The 21,489-nt window shown below is 41.3% G+C and carries 19 protein-coding genes; 7 read left to right on the top strand and 12 right to left on the bottom strand.

Going from position 1 to position 21,489, the window contains the following annotated elements; all coding sequences use genetic code 11:
- The first annotated feature begins 42 nt into the window (after positions 1 to 42).
- The 7 genes from ACOB82_RS10315 (at position 43) to yacG (ending at position 6,469) form a co-directional block, all read left to right on the top strand.
- The gene (locus tag ACOB82_RS10315) at positions 43 to 486 is read left to right on the top strand and encodes a pilin (protein ID WP_448212904.1); all 444 of its coding nucleotides are present in this window, start codon (positions 43 to 45) and stop codon (positions 484 to 486) included.
- Between the two features lie 136 nt (positions 487 to 622).
- Complete coding sequence (gene pilB / locus ACOB82_RS10310; RefSeq protein WP_448212903.1) at positions 623 to 2,326, top strand: type IV-A pilus assembly ATPase PilB; 1,704 nt, start codon at positions 623 to 625, stop codon at positions 2,324 to 2,326.
- A gap of 82 nt (positions 2,327 to 2,408) precedes the next feature.
- Positions 2,409 to 3,671 carry a type II secretion system F family protein gene (locus ACOB82_RS10305; protein WP_448212902.1) on the top strand — a complete coding sequence of 421 codons (1,263 nt, stop codon included), beginning with the start codon at positions 2,409 to 2,411 and terminating at the stop codon, positions 3,669 to 3,671.
- A 131-nt stretch (positions 3,672 to 3,802) separates the two neighbouring features.
- Complete coding sequence (locus ACOB82_RS10300) at positions 3,803 to 4,687, top strand: prepilin peptidase (RefSeq protein WP_448212901.1); 885 nt, start codon at positions 3,803 to 3,805, stop codon at positions 4,685 to 4,687.
- 16 nt (positions 4,688 to 4,703) lie between these two features.
- A complete protein-coding gene (coaE, locus tag ACOB82_RS10295) occupies positions 4,704 to 5,306 on the top strand; it encodes a dephospho-CoA kinase (protein WP_448212900.1) in 603 nt (200 codons plus the stop codon).
- Between the two features lie 131 nt (positions 5,307 to 5,437).
- Positions 5,438 to 6,184 carry a cell division protein ZapD gene (gene zapD / locus ACOB82_RS10290; RefSeq protein WP_448212899.1) on the top strand — a complete coding sequence of 249 codons (747 nt, stop codon included), beginning with the start codon at positions 5,438 to 5,440 and terminating at the stop codon, positions 6,182 to 6,184.
- Positions 6,185 to 6,232: 48 nt separating this feature from the next.
- Positions 6,233 to 6,469 (top strand): DNA gyrase inhibitor YacG, encoded by a 237-nt coding sequence (gene yacG / locus ACOB82_RS10285; RefSeq protein ID WP_448212898.1) that lies wholly within the window; start codon positions 6,233 to 6,235, stop codon positions 6,467 to 6,469.
- 40 nt (positions 6,470 to 6,509) lie between these two features.
- Here yacG and mutT read toward each other — a convergent pair whose 3' ends face one another.
- The 12 genes from mutT to murD all read right to left on the bottom strand — a co-directional run bounded on the left by mutT (position 6,510) and on the right by murD (position 21,460).
- Positions 6,510 to 6,902, bottom strand: a complete 393-nt coding sequence (gene mutT, locus ACOB82_RS10280) for an 8-oxo-dGTP diphosphatase MutT (protein WP_448212897.1) — start codon at positions 6,900 to 6,902, stop codon at positions 6,510 to 6,512.
- 206 nt (positions 6,903 to 7,108) lie between these two features.
- Positions 7,109 to 9,814, bottom strand: a complete 2,706-nt coding sequence (gene secA, locus ACOB82_RS10275; RefSeq protein WP_448212896.1) for a preprotein translocase subunit SecA — start codon at positions 9,812 to 9,814, stop codon at positions 7,109 to 7,111.
- 89 nt (positions 9,815 to 9,903) lie between these two features.
- Positions 9,904 to 10,803, bottom strand: a complete 900-nt coding sequence (locus tag ACOB82_RS10270) for a M23 family metallopeptidase (protein WP_448212895.1) — start codon at positions 10,801 to 10,803, stop codon at positions 9,904 to 9,906.
- A 267-nt stretch (positions 10,804 to 11,070) separates the two neighbouring features.
- Positions 11,071 to 11,985, bottom strand: a complete 915-nt coding sequence (gene lpxC / locus ACOB82_RS10265; protein ID WP_448212936.1) for a UDP-3-O-acyl-N-acetylglucosamine deacetylase — start codon at positions 11,983 to 11,985, stop codon at positions 11,071 to 11,073.
- A gap of 127 nt (positions 11,986 to 12,112) precedes the next feature.
- Positions 12,113 to 13,270: a cell division protein FtsZ gene (gene ftsZ / locus ACOB82_RS10260; protein WP_448212894.1), complete on the bottom strand. Its 1,158-nt coding sequence runs from the start codon at positions 13,268 to 13,270 to the stop codon at positions 12,113 to 12,115.
- 73 nt (positions 13,271 to 13,343) lie between these two features.
- The gene (gene ftsA, locus ACOB82_RS10255; RefSeq protein WP_448212893.1) at positions 13,344 to 14,579 is read right to left on the bottom strand and encodes a cell division protein FtsA; all 1,236 of its coding nucleotides are present in this window, start codon (positions 14,577 to 14,579) and stop codon (positions 13,344 to 13,346) included.
- Positions 14,580 to 14,582: 3 nt separating this feature from the next.
- Positions 14,583 to 15,368 carry a cell division protein FtsQ/DivIB gene (locus tag ACOB82_RS10250; RefSeq protein ID WP_448212892.1) on the bottom strand — a complete coding sequence of 262 codons (786 nt, stop codon included), beginning with the start codon at positions 15,366 to 15,368 and terminating at the stop codon, positions 14,583 to 14,585.
- Positions 15,365 to 16,285, bottom strand: a complete 921-nt coding sequence (locus tag ACOB82_RS10245) for a D-alanine--D-alanine ligase (protein ID WP_448212891.1) — start codon at positions 16,283 to 16,285, stop codon at positions 15,365 to 15,367. The genes ACOB82_RS10250 and ACOB82_RS10245 overlap by 4 nt, the downstream gene beginning before the upstream one ends.
- Positions 16,286 to 17,773 carry a UDP-N-acetylmuramate--L-alanine ligase gene (gene murC / locus ACOB82_RS10240; protein WP_448212890.1) on the bottom strand — a complete coding sequence of 496 codons (1,488 nt, stop codon included), beginning with the start codon at positions 17,771 to 17,773 and terminating at the stop codon, positions 16,286 to 16,288.
- On the bottom strand, positions 17,766 to 18,854 hold the full coding sequence (murG, locus tag ACOB82_RS10235) for an undecaprenyldiphospho-muramoylpentapeptide beta-N-acetylglucosaminyltransferase (RefSeq protein ID WP_448212889.1): 1,089 nt from the start codon (positions 18,852 to 18,854) through the stop codon (positions 17,766 to 17,768). The genes murC and murG overlap by 8 nt, the downstream gene beginning before the upstream one ends.
- The gene (ftsW, locus tag ACOB82_RS10230) at positions 18,847 to 20,058 is read right to left on the bottom strand and encodes a cell division protein FtsW (RefSeq protein WP_448212935.1); all 1,212 of its coding nucleotides are present in this window, start codon (positions 20,056 to 20,058) and stop codon (positions 18,847 to 18,849) included. The genes murG and ftsW overlap by 8 nt, the downstream gene beginning before the upstream one ends.
- A 16-nt stretch (positions 20,059 to 20,074) precedes the next feature.
- Positions 20,075 to 21,460: a UDP-N-acetylmuramoyl-L-alanine--D-glutamate ligase gene (murD, locus tag ACOB82_RS10225; RefSeq protein ID WP_448212888.1), complete on the bottom strand. Its 1,386-nt coding sequence runs from the start codon at positions 21,458 to 21,460 to the stop codon at positions 20,075 to 20,077.
- Positions 21,461 to 21,489 lie beyond the last annotated feature (29 nt).

Here is a 21,489-nt window from a genome sequence, read left to right as displayed (position 1 = left end):
GTATGCAATTAGCCCCCGTAATGAAAGATGGAATTATTTATTATGAATAACATTCAAAAAGCTCAAAAAGGTTTTACACTAATTGAATTAATGATCGTGGTAGCGATTATCGGTATTTTGGCTGCGGTAGCGTTGCCTGCGTATCAAACATATACCCAAAAAGCTAAATTTACTGAGGTAGTTTTAGCAATTAGCCCAGTAAAAACAGCAATGGAAATTTGTACTCAAAATGGTAATACGCTTGCTGATTGTGCAAATACAGCTACTGCTGCAGGCGCTGCTGTTGAAGGTGCTAGACTTAAAGCTTCTGATGCTGACTTAGTTGCTTCTGTAACAGTTGCCGCGACAGGTATCACCGCAACTGCAGTTTCTACAGATGGTTTTGCAGGTGAAAATTACATATTAACGGCGACCTTAACAGCCAATAACTCTATCAACTGGGATATAGATCCATCAAGTACATGTTTAGCAGAAGGTTTCTGTTAATAGTTCTTTCAAATTCTTTAAAAAAGCCCTAGTTAGGGCTTTTTTATTGTCTTAATTACTATTTATCTTTGTTTTCCCGCTTTGAATTAAGCTAGACTGAAAGTCAACTAATTAGTTAATACTGTTATAGAAGGTTATGAAAGGAATTCATCAGCAATCGAGCTTGCTATCAGCACTTGCTAAAAATAATCTAATTTCTTCAGAACAAGCTAAAGAAATTAGTGATAACTTTGTAAAACAAGAAAAGTCGTTTATTCGCTATTTGGTCGAAGATAAACACTTAAATAGTCATTCATTAGCTTCCATTTTTTCTCGCTCATTTGGCATTCCTTTAATTGATTTAAGCCAGTTCGATACCACCTTAGTACCCGAAGGTGTACGTAATGAAAAGTTGATTCGTAAACATCACGCTCTACCACTTTATTTACGTGGCAAAGTGCTATTTGTTGCGATGTCAGATCCAACAGCACATGATGCATTAGAAGACATTCAATTTAATACCGGCTATGCTTCAGAATTAGTGTTAGTTGATGAAGAAAGTTTACAAAATACCATAGATGTTGTTCTTGAGTCTGAATCTGATGCGCTAGATATTAGTGATATTGATTCAGATGAGTTATCCGGTTTAGAAGTTCAGGAAGAAAAGTCGGATAATGAGCCTGTAGGCAACGAGCAAGATGATGCGCCAATAGTTGTCTATATTAATAAAATTTTATTAGATGCCATTAAAAAAGGCGCCTCCGATTTACATTTTGAACCTTACGAACATGCCTACCGTATTCGGTTTCGCATCGATGGGATTTTAAACGAAATTGCTAAACCGCCAGTTTCACTTGCTTCTCGTATGGCTGCGCGCTTAAAAGTTATGTCTAAGCTTGATATAGCAGAGCGCCGCGTACCGCAAGATGGTCGAATAAAGCTAGCACTTTCAAAGAAAAAATCCATCGATTTTCGTGTTTCAACCCTACCAACTATGTGGGGTGAAAAAATCGTAATGCGGATTTTAGATTCATCTAGTGCCATGCTTGGCATTGATATGCTAGGTTATGACCCTGAACAAAAGAAAATTTATTTAGATGCTCTTGATCAACCCCAAGGGATGATTTTGGTAACTGGCCCAACTGGTTCTGGTAAAACCGTATCTTTATATACTGGCTTAAATATTCTAAATACTCCAGAGCGTAATATTTCGACCGCAGAAGATCCGGTGGAAATTAACTTAGAAGGTATTAACCAAGTACAAATTAACACAAAAGCAGGGTTAACCTTCCCTAGCGCCTTACGCTCTTTCTTACGTCAAGATCCCGATATTGTTATGGTGGGTGAAATTCGTGATTTAGAAACCGCAGAAATTGCGATAAAAGCAGCACAAACCGGTCACTTAGTATTATCAACACTACATACTAACTCTGCTGCTGAAACCCTTACTCGTTTACTTAATATGGGGGTACCAGCATTTAACGTGGCAAGTTCTGTAAGTATTATTATCGCGCAACGTCTTGCGCGTAGGCTTTGTACCCAATGTAAAGCTGAAGATGATATCCCTCACCAGCATTTAATTGAGCTGGGCTTTCCCGCCGATAAGGTAGGCAGCTTTAAAATATATAAACCTGTAGGATGTGACGACTGTACTGGCGGCTATAAAGGTCGTGTAGGTATCTATGAAGTAGTAAAAATTACCCAAGAGGTGGCCTCCATTATTATGGAAGGTGGTAACTCATTAGATATCGCTAAACAATTTCAAAAAGAAGGCTACAATAATTTAAGGCAGTCTGGCATAGTAAAAGCAATGAATGGCGTAACTAGCTTAGCAGAAGTTAATCGGGTAACTGCAGGGTAATGGCTACTCAATACCTAAAGAAAGCGTAAAAACACCTAAATAAAATGTCTAATCAAAGTGTCTAAATAACTAGGAAGTAACTATGGCAGTATCAACAGCAGCAAAGAAAAAGGCGTCAAAAGGCGTTAAAGTTAAGGCTAATGATACGTTTATTTGGCAAGGGGTTAACCGTAAAGGTAAAAAAATATCCGGTGAGCTTTCTGCTGCAGGTATTTTAGAGCTAAAAACCCAACTAAAAAAACAAGGTATTACTCCTGGTCGTATAAGGAAAAAACCTAAACCTCTATTTGGCTTAGGAGGTGGCGCCAAAGCTATACAGCCAGTAGATATTGCCAATATCACTAGACAAATAGCAACTATGCTTGGCGCTGGTGTGCCGCTTGTCCAAAGTATTGAAATGATCGGCAAAGGTCACGATAACCCCAATATGCAAAAGTTATTGGGCGATATAGGGGTAAAGCTAGCCTCTGGTCTTCCACTGTCTGAATGTTTACGTGAACACCCTAGGTATTTTGATGATTTATATTGTGATTTAGTTGCCTCAGGTGAGCAATCAGGCGCCTTAGAAACTATCTACGATAGAATTGCCACCTATAAAGAAAAAGCCGAAGCATTAAAAGCCAAAATTAAAAAGGCGCTTACCTACCCAATATCAGTACTTGTTGTTGCTATTATCGTAACATCAATACTACTAATTTTTGTGGTACCGGTGTTTCAAGAAATATTTGCTAGCTTTGGTGCGGATTTGCCAGCCTTTACTTTATTAGTAATTGCCATTTCTGAGTTTATGCAAGCTTATTGGTATCTTGGCTTAGGTGCATTATTTATTGCAGGTTACTTATTTAAACGCGCACATAGATCCAGCCAAGATTTTAGAGATAAGGTCGATGCGTCAATATTAAAAATTCCCGTTATTGGCGATATTTTAGATAAAGCAGCAGTAGCTCGTTATGCCCGAACTTTATCGACAACGTTTGCAGCCGGTGTACCATTAATTGATGCTTTAGAGTCAGCAGCTGGCGCATCAGGTAACGCTGTTTATCGCGATGCAATATTAGAAATTCGCTCAGAAGTATCATCGGGTATGCAAATGAATTTAGCCATGCGTAACTCTAATATATTCCCTGACATGGTCATTCAAATGGTTGCCATTGGTGAAGAATCTGGCGCGGTAGATGATATGTTAGCCAAAGTGGCCAATGTTTATGAAGCCGAAGTGGATAATGCCGTTGATAACTTAACCGCATTATTAGAGCCGATGATTATGTCAGTTCTCGGTGTCGTCATTGGTGGCTTAATTATCGCCATGTACCTGCCAATTTTCCAAATTGGACAAGTGGTTTAAGCACTCAATACATTATTGAAAGCCATTAGTTAACTGTTGACTGACAATTGTTTAACAATGGCTTTCTTTTATCCATATTTATTATCTTGTTAACATTTATATAGTTTGCATTTATAAATTTCAGGCATTTTATGATCGACAATATCTTCACTACTTTTGAGCAAAGCCCAGCATTTTATTTTGGCGCTGTATTGCTGTTTTCTTTGGCTGTTGGCAGCTTTTTAAATGTCGTTATTTATCGACTGCCTAAAATCATGGAATATAACTGGTATCAGGAATGCCGTGAATTTTTAAGCGATGAAGTGCCAGAAAAGCCAACTCGTAAATTAAACGCTATCACCTTATCTAAACCTAATTCAAGTTGCCCACACTGCGGCCACCAAATTAAGTTCTATGAAAATATTCCCGTTATCAGCTGGCTTGTTTTAAAAGGCAAATGCAGCAAGTGCCAAGCAGCAATATCTAAACGTTATCCAATTATCGAACTTATTACCGCCACACTTGGTGTAGTTGTCGCATCGCACTACGGCGTTAGCTGGACAGCATTTTGGGTGTTGCTGTTAACTTTTGCCCTGATTGCCTTAACCATGATTGACCTCGATCATATGCTGTTGCCTGATCAAATCACCTTACCGTTTTTATGGCTAGGGTTATTAATTAATCTTAATGGCACAATTGTTCCGCTTGAAGATGCGGTTATTGGCGCTATGGCAGGTTATTTAAGTTTATTTAGTGTGTTCTGGCTATTTAAACTGCTAACGGGCAAAGAAGGTATGGGCTTTGGTGACTTTAAATTAGTTGCACTATTTGGCGCTTGGATGGGCTGGCAATTGCTACCTTTGCTGATTTTAATGGCGTCATTAGTTGGGGCTATTGTTGGCATTGCGCTAATGGTCTTTAAGAATCATCAGCGTGATCAGGCAATTCCTTTTGGCCCCTATTTAGCAGTCGCTGGCTGGATATGTTTGCTGTGGGGCAATCCTATTTGGCAATGGTATTTAAACCAGCTCGGTTAGATAGAAAGCATATTTTATGATCATAGGACTAACTGGCGGTATTGGTAGTGGCAAAACTACCGTTGCTAATATGTTCGTTAAATTAGGCATAGATATTGTTGATGCTGATATTGTCGCACGTCAGGTTGTTGAAGTTGGCACACCAGGCCTTACAGCAATTGCCGAACATTTCGGCCAAGATATTTTACTAGAAGATAACACGCTTAACCGTGCTAAGCTTCGCGAAATCGTTTTTTCAGATAAACAGCGGCAAACTTGGCTCAATAACTTAATGCAACCGCTAATAAGAGCAAAGTTACTTAAAGACGTCGCCGCTTGCAAATCGCCTTACTGTATTATTGTCGCACCGTTATTGTTAGAAAATGGTCTAGAGAAAATAGTTAATCGTGTACTAGTGGTTGATGTTGATGAACAAAGCCAAATCAAGCGTGCAACAGCTAGAGATAATTGCGATATACAAGTCATTAAAAATATCATTGCTGCCCAAATAGCACGAGACAAACGGCTAGCATTAGCCGATGACGTTATTGATAATAGTGAAGCTGACTTAAGCCTAGTCGAACAACAAGTTGAACTACTGCACCATAAATACCTAGCGCTGGCACAAACTAATAACTAAAGGCTTCCGCTAACACTATTTGTCAATCATATAAGCCGCTAGCAAACAAATATGACGGTTAAATGAAAATTATTCGCCATTTGCATTCGAAGTCGTTAGTATAAGTGCAACAATTAACCTAACATATTGCTATGGCAACAGTTTTATATGAACACCCGCTCAATGAGCGTATCAGAAACTACCTAAAACTTGAGCAACTCATCGCTCAGGCAAGCCATTGTTCATCAGAAAACATCACTGACAACTATCAGGTGTTCTTTAACGCCTTGTTCGCCATACTTGATACGTTAGAAAGAAATGATATTCGCGGCGAGCTAATAAAAGATCTGGAAAAATTAGAGCAGCATTTAGTTGTTTGGTCTAAATCACCGGAAGTAGATGGCTCTGCATTAGCGGAAAACTTGCAACAAATCGTCAACTTAACCTGCATACTTCGTAGTAAAGCATTACCTTGGAGTGCACTTCGCGAAGACAAGTTATTATCGTCGATAAAGCAGCGCTTTGCCATTCAAGGGGGTAGCTCTTTATTTGATTTACCACAATTGCAATTCTGGTTAAATCAGCCAACATCGACAATTAAAAAAGATCAACTAGAGTGGATAACAAAATTAGACGTACTTGCTCAGTCGATTGAGCTGGTATTAAAGTTTATTCGACAGCGAAGTGACTTTACCTCAATTAATACTGAAAGTGGTTTTTTTCAAGATAATGGCGAAGGATTATTACTACTTCGAATTAAACTTTCTGCTAACGCTAAATATTATCCCACCGTGAGTGGCAACAAATTCCGCTATTCAATTCGTTTTATGCTGCCTTGCGAACAAGTGGGCAAAAAGTACCTGAATCAAGCAACCTCATTTGAATTAGCCAAGTGCTAGCGATATACTTCGCTCAGTGTTTCCAGCCTAGCTAATTAGTGGTACCCAATGACATTAACTGTAAAATGCCCAACTTGTGAAAAAGATGTTCAATGGACAGAAGCAAATAGCTTTCGCCCCTTTTGTAGCGAACGCTGCAAGCTAATAGATCTAGGCGATTGGGCTGAAGAAAATCATAAAATTTCTCAGCCAATGCAAAGTGCTGATCCGATCTCTGAAGAAATGTTAGACGCACTGGAAGATCAGTTTATTCAACACCATAAGTTTTTTGTTGAGCCAGAATAGCATTTCCATCAGGCCATAGCTAAGCAAGTAATTAGCTTTACTAGCTCTGTTGAGTTTGTAAACGCTCTACAATAGCAACATTGGCCTCTGGAAAATCAATGTTAGATAACTCATCAAGTGTTACCCACTGCTGATCATTACCTTCGGCTGAATTAGGTTCGCCTAGATACTGATCAACAATAAATATTTCAAGCTTAACCTGTTTATCACCATAGTCATGATTAATAGTCATGAATTCCTGACACGCAAGCACATCAATTGAAACTTCCTCTTTTAACTCTCTAGCAAGCGCCTGAGCGACAGTTTCATCACTTTCCACCTTGCCACCAGGAAATTCCCATTTCCCTCCCTGATGAACGTCTAAGTGCCTTCTAGTTAAAAACACTTTGCCATTATTTAAGATAACGCCAACAGCGACTTGTATAACTTTCATATGCTTTTCCCTAATACTACTTTAACTGGGCTCTTTTATCTGGGCTCTTTTATCTGGGCATAAGAAAGGGGAAATTAATCCCCTTATGTTTGAGCCATCTTGCCTAAGCTGATCGATTGAAGTTCGAGTTGATTGCACGGAATGTAGCCCCTACATGAGTACAATCAATAATGAAATTCAGCCTAACAGCGACGGCCTTTAAAATTTTAACTTAGCTTACCGTGACATTGCTTATACTTTTTACCAGAACCACATGGACACGGATCATTACGCCCTACTCGTGGCTGACGTTGCTGCTGCGGTGCAACTTCATTTTCCGCTTCCTGATGTTGGTAATGCTTTGGTAGTTCTTCAGCTTTGCGGTGCTGTTCTTCTACCGCTTCAACATCTGATTCCGCCTGAATACGTACTTTACTTAAAATACCAATCACATCATATTTTAAGTTATCTAACATTTCTGAGAATAACTCAAACGACTCACGCTTATATTCTTGTTTCGGGTTCTTTTGAGCATAACCACGTAAATGAATTCCTTGACGCAAGTGATCCATTGCCGATAAATGCTCTTTCCAATGTGAGTCTAAGCTTTGTAGCATAACCGCTTTTTCGAATTGGCGTAGCACATCAGCACCAACCATTTCTTCTTTAGCACGGTACGCTGCTTCAAATTCCGCTAGAATTTTTTCACGTAACGTTTCTTCGTGTAAGCTCTTATCTTCTTCTAACCATTTAGCAATTGGCAGCTCGGTATTAAACTCACCTTTCAAGCGCTCTTCTAAGCCTTGAATATCCCACATTTCATCTAATGATTGTGGTGGAATATGTTGGTCAATAACACCGTTAATTACATCTGAGCGAATCGCGTCAATTACTTCACCAATATCGCTTTCATCTAGCAATTCATTGCGCTGTTCGTAAATGACTTTACGTTGATCGTTGGCAACATCGTCAAATTCTAATAATTGCTTACGAATATCAAAGTTACGACCTTCTACCTTACGCTGGGCATTTTCAATACTCTTAGTTACCCAAGGATGTTCAATGGCTTCACCGCGTTCCATACCTAGTTTTCGCATCATATTAGCAATACGCTCAGACGCGAAAATACGCATTAATCCATCTTCCATAGAAAGATAGAAACGTGAAGAACCCGCATCGCCTTGACGCCCTGAACGACCGCGCAACTGATTATCAATACGACGTGACTCGTGACGTTCTGTCGCAATAATATGTAAGCCACCAAGTTCTAATACTTTGTCGTGCTCTTCTTTCCACTCTGCTTTTACTTTCGCAATTTGCTCGTCGGTTGGATTGCTTAACTTAGCAATTGCCGCATCTAAATTACCGCCTAGTACAATATCAGTACCACGACCGGCCATGTTGGTGGCGATAGTCACCGCACCAATTTTACCGGCTTCAGCAACAATTTCAGCTTCCTGAGCATGGAATTTAGCATTTAGCACTTTATGCTTAACTTTAGCTTTTTTAAGGTAAGCAGATAAAAACTCAGAAGTTTCAATACTAATAGTACCTACTAAAACTGGCTGACCGCGTTCAACGCAATCTTTAATGTCTTCTAAAATTGCTTCGTATTTTTCTTCTGCGGTTAAGTAAATTAAATCCGCCATATCTTTACGGATCATCGGACGGTGCGTTGGCACTATCACAGTTTCTAAACCGTAAATATGGTTAAATTCAAAAGCTTCAGTATCTGCAGTACCTGTCATACCTGACAGTTTGTTGTAAATACGGAAGTAATTTTGGAAAGTAATAGAAGCAAGTGTTTGATTTTCATTTTGAATGGTTACACCTTCTTTCGCTTCAACCGCTTGGTGTAAACCTTCAGACCAACGACGACCTTCCATCGTACGGCCAGTATGTTCGTCAACGATAACGATTTCGTCATCTTTAACAATGTAATCAACATCTTTTTGGAATAAGTTGTGAGCACGAAGCGCAGCCATTACATGATGCAATAATGAAATATTCGATGCGTCGAACAGAGATTCACCATCTTTGATCAAGCCTTTTGATTGTAAAATTTCTTCAATGTTAATTTGGCCACGCTCAGTCAAATAAACTTGCTTGGCTTTTTCATCAACAGTGAAGTCGCCCACGACGAAATCTTCTGATTGACCAGTTTCTTCGTCTTTATCTTCTTCACTTTGACGCTCAAGACTTGGCACAATTTCATTAATTGCACGGTATAACGCTGAGCTATCTTCTGCTTGACCCGAAATGATTAAAGGCGTTCTTGCTTCATCAATTAAGATTGAGTCAACCTCATCAACAATTGCGAAATTTAATGGACGCTGTACGCGATCTTCTGGAGTAAACGCCATGTTGTCACGTAAGTAATCGAAACCAAATTCATTATTGGTACCGTAAGTAATATCGCATGCGTACGCGGCTTTTTTCTCTGGCTGAGAAATACCCGGAATATTACAACCAACCGTTAACCCTAAGAACTCAAACAAAGGACGTGACCAATCAGCATCACGTTTAGCAAGGTAGTCATTAACGGTGACGACATGAACGCCTTTACCCGTTAAACCATTTAAATAGGCCGGTAATGTGGCGGTTAATGTTTTACCTTCACCTGTACGCATTTCTGCAATTTTACCTTGGTTTAACACCATGCCACCAACTAACTGCATATCGAAATGGCGCATACCGAAAACGCGTTTACTGGCTTCGCGTACCACCGCAAAAGCTTCTGGTAAAACGGCTAATAAGGCTTCACCATTAGCAATTCGCTCTTGAAATTCCGCGGTTTTCGCTTTTAGCTCTTCATCGCTTAGCGCTTCGATTGTTGGCTCTAACGCATTTATTGTATTTACTTCTTTGCGCATTTTTTTAAGTAGTCGGTCATTTCGACTACCAAAAATTTTTGTTATTAACTTTACAAACATCTTGTTAAACCATTTTGGGAAGACAATTCTTCAACTAAAAAAATTTCACAGCAGTAAGCACTGCCGTAAGTAAAATTTACTTATTTAAGTTACTTTGCTTTACGATAAACGTACTTTATTGGGTTGATTTGACTGTTATTGCGTAATATTTCGTAATGAACATGGGGCCCAGTTGAGCGCCCAGTACTACCCATTTTTGCGATAATTTGACCCTTCTCAACAACATCACCTAATTGCACTTGCAATATTTTGTTATGCCCGTATCGAGTCTTATAGCCATCACCATGATCAATTTCAATTAAATTGCCATAGCCATAGCGCTCACCTGCCCAACTCACCACACCAGAAGCGGTAGCAATAATTGGCGCATCTTCTTTACCCGCAAAATCAACACCTTTGTGCATTGCCGGTTGGCCATTAAATGGGTCTTTTCTTACACCGTAGTATGAAGATAACCACCCTTTTTCAATCGGTCGGCCTGACAAATAACTGCTACTTTGTATATGGTGACCTAGCGTTAGTGATTCAAGTATTTTTAATTGTTTTTCTTTCTGACCAAGATTTTGTTCTAGTAAATCTATGTCTAATAACAGATCTGCAAGCGTTTTATTGTTGATCTCATCGGTCGCTTGAATAGGACCACCCGACGGCGGCAAGGTATCAAAATTAAACTCTTCTTCGGGGATATTATTTTCCGTTGCTAAACGTTCACTCAAGGCATTTAGCCTTAACACTTGCGATTGCAGTTCCGCTATTTTCAAGGTAAGTGCGACAACCTGTGGCTTATTTGATGGTGAGAGTTGCTCGATAGGTTTGTCTAGGTCAATTGCCAATGAGTCAGCCATTGGCGCATTATTGGCGGTAATAAATAAATGTACTATCAAGCCAGAGACAAGCGCAAATATCAGTACAGCAGACAACCAATGAAGCTTGCTAAGTTTCATTGAAAATCTGACATTATTACCACGATATAATAAAGTTAAACTCATTGTTGCTAATCGTTCTCTCGCTGATCAAACTTGGTGATAAGCCTTCACCCAAGTTTTCAATTGAAAACAAATTTGACTAAAAACCGGAGCAGCACTTTGGCATAATTTCGACTAAATGCCAATAACTAAAAGGCGCAGCCCGATTGTACAAATAATTCTAATACGATAAATCTTAAGTTAATAGCTAGTTGCAAAACAAGCGCTTGGCACTGGCATTAACGAAAAAGACCGGTATCAAACCGGTCTTTTAATAAATTATGCGTTAGGCTAGCTTAATGCGCCAACTTCTTGGAACATAATTGGCGCTTTCGCTTCATCTTCATAACTTGCCCATTCCCAAGCATCCGTTTGCTTGAAAACTTCACGAAGCAAAATATTATTTAGCGCATGGCCCGATTTAAAGGCTTTTAATTCACCTAAAATACTTACGCCACCCATGTATAAGTCACCGATAGCATCAAGAATTTTATGTTTAACGAATTCGTCGTCATAACGTAATTCGTCTTTGTTTAGCATGCGATACTCATCAAGCACTATCGCATTTTCTAAACTGCCGCCAAGCGCTAAATTATGTGAGCGTAAAAATTCGATATCTTTCATAAAGCCAAACGTACGCGCGCGACTAATTTCTTTGATAAATGAAGACGTAGTTAAGTCCATTGTCATGTTCTGACCCGTTTTAGAAATCACTGGGTGCTCAAATTCAATTGAAAAATCAACTTTAAAGCCTTCATATGGCACAAGTTCAGCCCACTTGTCACCTTCTTCAACACGGATTGGTTTTTTAATACGTAAAAAACGTTTAGCTACATTGAGCTCTTCAACACCAACCGATTGAATCAAGTAAACGAATGGTAAGGCACTACCATCCATAATTGGGATTTCTGGCGAGTCGACATCGATAATCAAGTTATCGATACCTAAACCTGCTACAGCAGAAAGAAGATGTTCGACGGTGGAAATCTGCACACCTTCTTCATTAACCAAACAGGTACAAAGCGTAGTTTCACCTACAGCTTCTGGCGTTGCTTTAATATCAACGACAGGAGTTAAGTCGACGCGACGGAATACAATACCAGTATTAGCAGGCGCAGGACGGAGAGTGACCCTTACCTTTTCACCTTTATGCAAACCAACACCAACTGCTGAGACGCTATCTTTTAATGTACGTTGTTTAATCATGTTCGCCTTTTCTTTAGCCAAAATTTCGGACAACATCCGACCACCTAAATTCGCGGTGGCGTAATGTACCAAAAATTACCAAAAAAATCAAAATATCACATTAAACGCTGCGCGCTGACTAATAAAATTAGTCAGCTTGCTTACGTAAAAACGCTGGGATATCTAAATAATTATCTAACTCACGCTGTGATGTTGTCACTGGAGCTTCTTTAGCTTCAGGCATCGCATTCACCATAGGTTCGGCCTGTGGCGTTGAAATATAATCACCACCAACTACTTGCTGCTCTACTACTGGCGCAGGGTTAACTAAAGTGATATCAGGTTTGCGCTCGGCGCCAATACCTGTAGCAACTACTGTTACACGTAGTTCATCAGACATTTCAGGGTCAATTACCGCACCAACTACTACAGTAGCATTTTCAGAAGCAAAAGCCTTCACCTGGTTACCAACTGTTTCAAATTCGTCAATGCTGATATCCATGCCAGCTGTAATATTAACTAAGATACCGCGAGCACCAGCTAAATCGACATCTTCTAATAACGGACTAGCAATTGCAGCTTCTGCAGCTTCTTGTGCGCGATCTTCACCTGAGGCAATACCTGAACCCATCATGGCAGTCCCCATTTCAGACATAACTGTGCGTACGTCAGCAAAATCCACGTTGATTAAACCTGGGCGGGTGATTAATTCTGCAATACCTTGTACCGCACCAAGTAAGACGTTATTTGCCGCTTTAAATGCATCTAATAACGAAGTACCAGGACCTAAAACTTTCAGTAATTTTTCATTTGGAATTGTGATTAATGAATCAACATGCTGCGCTAAAAACTCAATACCTTGATCGGCATAGTTCATACGCTTTTTGCCTTCAAATGGGAACGGTTTAGTAACAACCGCTACAGTTAACACGCCCATTTCTTTCGCTACTTCAGCAACAACCGGTGCTGCACCTGTACCAGTACCACCGCCCATACCAGCAGCGATAAATACCATATCGGCACCTTGTAGCGTTTGACGGATCGTTTCACGATCTTCTTCAGCGGCACGACGACCAATTTCAGGGTTAGCACCTGCGCCTAAGCCTTTGGTTACATCACCACCTAACTGCAAGGTAACATTGGCTGACGAGTTACGTAACGCCTGTGAATCGGTATTAGCTGTGATAAATTCAACCCCTTCAATGGTTTGACTTACCATGTGTTCAACAGCGTTACCGCCACCGCCACCAACACCAATAACTTTGATTACTGCTTCTTCGTTGTGATCTTCCATCAATTCAAACATTTTCTTCTCTCCGTTTTATTAACGTTTTTTGTTCCACCAAAAATAAACATCTGCTATCGACTAGCGATAACGGTTAAAATTCGCCTTTAAACCAGGCAAGAACGCGCGACCATAAATCAGTCACACCTTCCGGATTCTTTTTACTTGCTTCTTCGCTGCTACTTTCTTTCATACCGTAATGCAATAAACCAACTACCGTTGAATATGTAGGGTCGCTCACGTATTCATACAAACCTTCAACTGGCAATGGCTTAGCAATACGTACCGGCATTTGGAATACTTCTTCAGCAAATTCCACTACCCCTTCCATTTTCGCTGTACCACCGGTAAAAACATAACCTGCAGCAATTTGATCAACGACACCTGCTTCACGCAGTTCTTCATGGATCAATTCAAATAATTCGTGATATCTCGGCTCTACGACTTCAGAAAGTGTATGACGCGACATGGTACGAGCCGGTCTGCCACCGACGCTTGGCACTTCAATGCTTTCTTCCATACTGACCATTTGACGAAGTGCGCAGGCATATTGCACTTTAATATCTTCAGCATGGCTCAGTGGTGTTCTAAATATTTTGGCAATATCGCTCGTCACCTGATTACCGGCCACTGGAATTACCGCGGTGTGGCGTAGTGCGCCACCAGTAAATACCGTTAAATCCATAGTGCCAGCGCCCATATCTACCACGCAGATACCTAATTCTTTTTCATCATCAGTAACAACGGCATAACTTGATGCTAGCGCTGAAAAAATTAGCTGATCCGCTTTTAAATCACAGCGCTCAACACATTTCACCAAATTCTTTGCCATGTCATTGGCACAGGTAACAATATGCACTTTCGCTTCCATACGAACGCCAGACATACCAATTGGGCTTTTAATACCGTCTTGGCAGTCAATACTAAATTCTTGTGGCAACACATGAAGCATGCGTCGCTCAGCCGAAATAGGCACCGAGCGTGCAGTGTGAATCACGTTATCTACGTCTTCTTGCACTACTTCGTTATCACTAATTGGCACCATGCCATTTTCGTTTTGACAGCTAATATGCTTACCTGAAATGCCCAGATAAATAGAACTAATTCGGCAATCTGCCATTAATTCAGCTTCGTTAATTGCTCGCTGAATTGATTGGATCACCAAATTTAAATCGTTAACGCCGCCTTTATCCATGCCTCGCGATGGTTGATTGCCGACACCAACAATGCTTAATTTATTTTCTGGGGTAATTTCACCCACGGCGACAGATATCTTGGATGTACCGATATCTAACCCTACTACTAATTTTCTGTCTGCCACTTTTGCCATCACTTAAACTCTTTGCTCTTGAGCAGCGGGTTTCCAACCGACCGCTACTCCGGTGTCATAACGAAGATCAATATAATCAATTACTTCATCATCTTTTTGATACTGTTTTATTTGAGGGTAAATATCCATAAAACGCTGTACGCGCCCCCCTCGCTCTTCCCTGCCTAAATTTAACTGCACGCCATCACTCAAGGTTAACTGCCATGAGAAGCGTTCAGTAAGTACTAACTCATCAATACTTAAATTCCGATAAGCTAATAAACCGCTTAAACTTTTAAAGTTGTCTAGCGCTATTTGCTCACTCCCTTCAGGACCAAAAAATTCTGGTAACTTTTGCTTTACCCGATCAGCTGATGCCTGAAACGCGCTGCCAAATTGATTGATAAAAAAATCACCATTCCAGCGGGCTACTGGCGACTGATCAACCACATAAATTTTTAATTCATTCGGCCATTGCTTACGCACCGCTACCGAATATACCCAAGGCAATTGATTGACACGTTGCTGCACTTGGTTAACATCCACTTTAAAAAAGTTGCCAATGTTAAGCGGCTCAATAGCCGTTAAAATATCGTTCTCTACCGTGTAAGGCATTTCACCGCTGATCACTACCGACGTCACTGGTGAGGTTTCTTCTGCGCTTACCCGTTTGCCGACAAACCAGCCCACCGATAACATGCCGATAACCACTAACAAAAAAAACACTAAGCCCAACCAAAACGTCCAGTGCACAGCAGTGCCACCTTGGTTCGGTTGTTCTGTGTTAGTGGTCATTGCGGCTTGGCTCATACGTTAGCTAACTCCACAATGCGTGTCACTAATGCATTAAAATCTAAGCCATATACTTTCGCTGCTTTTGGCACTAACGAAGTTTCTGTCATGCCTGGTACGGTATTTACCTCTAACAACTGCCATTGCCCTTGGTTGTTACGCATCACATCAACGCGACCCCAACCTTTGGCACCAACGGCGTTAAATGCTTGTATTGCAAGCGCTTTAAGCTCAGCTTCATCGTTATCGGATAAACCACTTGGGCAATGATAAGCAGTAGTTGTACTTTGATACTTCGCTTCATAGTCATAAAACTCGCGTGGCGTTTCCATATGAATTGCTGGCAGGGCTTCTTCACCTAAAATCGCCACAGTAAATTCAGGGCCATTAATCCACGCTTCAACTAATACGCGTTCATCAAACTCAAAAGCATTGGTTAACGCAGCAGCTAATGCCTGTGCATCACTGACTTTTGCCATGCCAATGCTTGAACCTTCAGTCGCAGGTTTAACCATGGCCATGCCACCTAAACGCGCTAGCACTTGCTCGCAATTAGCCATATCAAAATGGGACTTTTCAATTAATTCAAATGGCGCTGTCGGTAAACCTTGTGCTTGCCAAATTTGTTTAGTGCGCACTTTGTCCATCGACAGTGCTGAGCCTAAAACTCCTGAGCCGGTATAAGGTAAACCCAAATATTCTAGCGCGCCTTGTAAACAGCCATCTTCACCGCCACGACCATGTAGCGCGATAAATACACAATCAATATTTTTCTCAGCTAATTCGGCAATTGCAGTAAATTTTGTATCAATTAATTCAACATTAAATCCAGCTTGGCTAAGGCCGTTTGCTACCGCTTTTCCAGAATTCAGTGACACCTCACGCTCGGCAGAATTTCCGCCATACAGCACCACAACATTTTTAACTTCTGTCATTTATTGCCCTACCTTAGACGTAGTTAACTTAGCCGAGTTTAAATTAGACGTGTTCAATAGCGGATGAGCACTTAACGTGCTCGCGATCGCACCGATATTGCCGGCGCCTTGAGTTATCACCATGTCACCATCTTGTAACTGATTAGCCAGTAACTCAGGCAACTTATCTACGTCGCTAACATAAACCGGTTCAATTTGCCCGCGCAGTCGAATCGCGCGTGCCAAAGACTTGCTGTCTGCTGCGGCAATTGGCGTTTCACCAGCGGCATATACATCAAGTAAAAATAAGCTATCCACTTCCGATAACACTTCAACAAAGTCTTCAAATAAATCGCGGGTACGAGAATAACGATGCGGCTGAAATACCATGGCTAAGCGTTTTTCCGGCCAACCATTACGCATTGCCTTGATGGTAACTTCCACTTCTTTAGGGTGATGACCATAATCATCCACCAACACCATTTCACCAGCAGCTGTTGATAAATTTGCTAACTGCTCAAAACGACGACCAATACCTTGGAATTCAGATAACGCTTTGATAATTGAGCCATGAGCAACGCCTTCATCATTTGCCACAGCTATCGCAGCCAACGCATTCAACACATTGTGCTGACCAGGTAAATTTACCGTGGCATCAAATGCTTTATTTCCTTCAATGACCACGCTAAAGCTGCTCTTATCAGCCGCTTGTTGATAGTTAGTGGCACGAACATCAGCATCTTCGCTAAAGCCGTAAGTAATCACTTGCCTTGCCACTTTCGGTAAAATTTCACGCACTACTGGGTTGTCAATACACATGATCGCTACCCCATAGAACGGCAAGTTATGAAGGAACTCTAAATAGGTATCTTTAAGCTTTTCAAAGTCACCTTGATAAGTTTCCATATGGTCTTGGTCAATGTTGGTAACGACAGCAACCATTGGCTGCAAATGCAAAAATGATGCATCTGACTCATCGGCTTCAGCCACTAAGTAACGGCTATTACCTAGACGAGCATTGGTACCAGCACTGTTTAATAACCCGCCAATAACAAACGTTGGATCAAGCTGACCTTCGGCAAAAATACTGGCAATTAAACTAGTTGTTGTCGTTTTACCATGCGTACCAGCAATGGCGATACCGTGACGGAAGCGCATCAATTCTGCGAGCATTTCGGCGCGACGCACAACAGGAATACGCTGCTCAAATGCTGCAACAATTTCAGGATTGCTATGATCGATGGCAGTAGAAACCACAATCACGCTAGCGCCTTCAATATTACTGGCTTGGTGACCAATATTAATTTGAGCACCTAATGCCGTTAAACGTTGAACGAAGGCATTTTCCTGAATATCAGAACCTGAAATTTGATAACCTTCGTTAAGCAAGACCTCAGCAATACCGCCCATACCGGCACCACCAATACCAACAAAATGAATCTGCTTAACGCGACGCATTTCTGGCATTTTTATCGAAGCTAATTGACTATTCACTTGTTGTTTAACCATGTGCCACTAACTCCTTACAAGCATTTGCAACTTTGGTAGTGGCGTCTGCATGAGCGGCATCTAATGCCGCCTTTGACATATTTCGAATCACGGTATCTGAACTAAATAAGCTATTTAACATTTGCGCTAAAGTTGTACCGTTAAAATCTTTTTGGGCGATTAATTTAGCAGCGCCGCGGCTAACCAAGTAATTAGCATTCTTGGTTTGATGATCATCTACCGCATGTGGCAGTGGAATAAAAATTGCGGGCTTACCAGCCATTGCCAATTCTGAAACCGTCAACGCACCAGCACGACACACCACAACATCCGCCCAGTTGTAGGCTTCAGCCATATTGTCGATAAACTCAGAAACTTTAATGCGCTCTGCCGGTAATTCTGTCGCTTGATAACGCGCCTCTACATCTTCGGCATTACCTTTACCGGTTTGGTGCCAAATATGAATTTGCTGTACTTGAATTTGTTTAATGGCATTTGGCACAGTTTCGTTAAATACTTGTGCGCCTAAACTACCACCAATCACTAGCACTTTTTTAGTGGTAGTTGGCTGTACCGAGACTACTTGCTCTAATTCCACCATTTCTTTACGTAGTGGATTGCCTACAACTTCAGCATGAACTCGTGGCTTAAATGCTCCCGGAAACGCACATAACACACGTTTGGCAATACGCGATAAATAACGGTTACTCATACCAGCAACGGCGTTTTGCTCATGCAGCACTAACGGCTTACCAAGTAGCCAAGCAGCAACACCACCTGGCGCACTGGCGTATCCGCCCATGCCTAAGACAACATCAGGGTTAATCCCACGGATAACACGAATTGATTGCAATAATGACTGTAATAATTTGAACGGCAATTTGATCAATTCTTGCCAGCCTTTATTACGCATACCAGCAATATTGATAAAAGAAATTGGGTAACCGTGTTTTGGCACAATATCGGCTTCCATACGTTTTGCCGTACCTAACCAATGAATATCCCAACCTTCATTTTCTAATGCTCTAGCTACTGCAATGCCTGGGAAAATATGGCCACCGGTGCCACCGGCCATCACCAGTAATTTAGGCTGTTTAGACATCAGCAGCCTCCTGTTTACTCTCTTGCTTAGCAGGACGACGGGTTGATTTCGTCGCTTGTAGACTTTGCAATCGAATTTCATGATCAATTCTTAGCAAGACAACAACGGCAATGGTCATAATAATAATTGAGCTACCGCCATAGCTAACCAAAGGCATAGTTAAGCCTTTAGTTGGCACAATACCAGCGCTTGCACCAATATTTACTGCAGCCTGAAAACAAAACCAAATGCCAATACCATAGGCAAAAAAGCCTTCAAAATACTTTTCTTTATTCACGGCCTGACGGCCAAGCAACAACGCCTTAATCACTAAAATACAACTCAAAATTAAAATGGCGCTTATGCCAACAAAACCAAACTCTTCGGCAAGCACAGCCATAACAAAGTCAGTGTGTGCTTCCGGTAAATATTCCAATTTTTGAATGCTATTGCCTAAGCCTTGACCAAACAATTCGCCACGACCATACGCCATTAACGACTGGGTTAATTGATAGCCACTGCCAAAGGGATCTGCCCAAGGATCAAGGAAGCTGGTAACGCGGCGCCAGCGATAGGGTTCAAAAATAGCGAGCAATGATAGCGCACCGACGCCAACGCTCGCAACAGCTATAAACTGCCATAATTTCGCACCCGCTAAAAATAGCAGACCAAAGGTGGTTACGAACATTACAACCACTGTTCCTAAGTCTGGTTGCAATAGCAACAACATTGCCAAAACACCAAATACAATCAATGGTTTAGCAAAGCCCTTGATGTTCTCCATTACTTCGTCACGGCGACGCACTAAATAAGCAGACAAGTAGCAAAAAAAGAATAGTTTTGCCGGCTCTGCCGCCTGAACAGTAATGGGTCCCAACACAATCCAGCGAGTTGAACCATTAACTGAGCGACCAATCAATAACACCACCATTAATAAGACAATGGTTAACAACAATAATTTGCCACTATTTTGATGCCACCAACTCATTGGGATTTGTAAAGTAAAGGCTGCAATAACAATGCTTAAGCCAATATAAATTGCGTGGCGTGTGACAAAATGAAACGGATCGTTAAATAAACGTTCGGCAACTGGCATTGATGACGTTGCCGCCATAACCAAGCCTATGGTGTATAAAGTCACCATTAATATCACATAAGTGCGATCGAAAGTAACATTGGCATTGGTTTCTACCTTCATCCACTCAGGCACTTGTGGCATGGTCATCACACGTAAAGAGAAGTTAGCTGCCATGTGCAATTTCCTCTTGTGAAGTGCCCAGCTCTAGAACTGCTGAAGTAAATGCTTGCCCACGTTCAGTGTAATTAGCAAACATATCAATGCTGGCACAGGCTGGCGATAACAAGACCATATCACCTGGTTGTGCTAACTCTTTGGCAAAAGTGACCGCTTGCTGCAAACTTTCAACCGCAATGCCATCGCTACTGATAGCTAGTATTTGCTGCTGATCTTTACCCAAAGCAATGACATGACTAACGTGATTAGCCAATACTGAATGCAGTGGTTCGAAATCAGCGCCTTTTCCTTCTCCACCAGCGATAAGTATTAACTTGTTGTCGCTAGTTAATGTCGGTGCCAAGCCTTCAATTGCGGCAATGGTTGCGCCAACATTGGTTGCTTTTGAATCATTCACCCATTGTATGCCATCGTTAGTGACTATCGGCTGACAGCGGTGTGGCAAGCCATTGTATGAGCGAATTGCCTGCACCATTTGGTTGAGATCCCAGCCAAGTAAATAACCGATAGCGAGTACCGCTAAGCAATTACTCGCATTGTGCATTCCACTAAGTGGCAATTCACTTAGCGCAATTAAACGTTGGTCACCAAATGCCAAATAATAGGCTTGTTGCTCTTCAGTTTTATGGGCAACAATACCAAACTGACCATGAGCTGGCTGATCTATGCCAAACGAGACTGTATCAATTGACACTTCTGGAACCGTGGCAGCGTCTTGGCGATTAAATACGCCGTGTTCGGCACCTAAATACACTCGCTGTTTAATACGTTGGTAATTAGCCATGGTTTGATGACGATCTAAATGATCGTCCGATAAATTCAGCACACAGGCTACTTTCGGCGTTAAACTTGATGTGGTTTCTAACTGAAAACTCGATAGCTCTAAAATAAGTAACTCAGGGTCTTTATCCAAAGTATCTAGCACTGGCACACCAACATTACCGCCAAGCTGGGTATTAATTGATAACTGCTGGCCAACATGGTTCAACAAAGTCACCACCGTTGATTTGCCATTAGAGCCGGTAACGGCAACGACAGAAGTTTCTTTTAATCTTGCATAAAGCTCAACATCGCCCCAGACCTGACAATTTGGCGCAATACTATTGGCAATTTCACTTTGATTCAGATCGACACCTGGGCTTACTAGCAATACTTCAGCACTTGCAATTAAACTTTGATGCCACTGCCCTGTATGTAACTCAATAGTTGGGTATTGTTGATTAAATTGAGCAAAGCTGTCGTTTTCAGCGCGACTATCGTTTACTGCAAAGCTAAGCCCGTTGCTCGCTAAAAAGCGAGCAAACGACATGCCGGTTAGGCCTAAGCCCAACACAACAATTCGCTTATTTTGTAGTGGTGATAAATCTAACATTCTAATTACTTGCTCTTTTTAATCTATCT

The organism is Colwellia sp. MEBiC06753, from assembly GCF_053470325.1.
The sequence above is the reverse complement of the archived record's forward strand: the minus strand, read 5'-3'. Positions and strand labels throughout refer to the sequence as shown.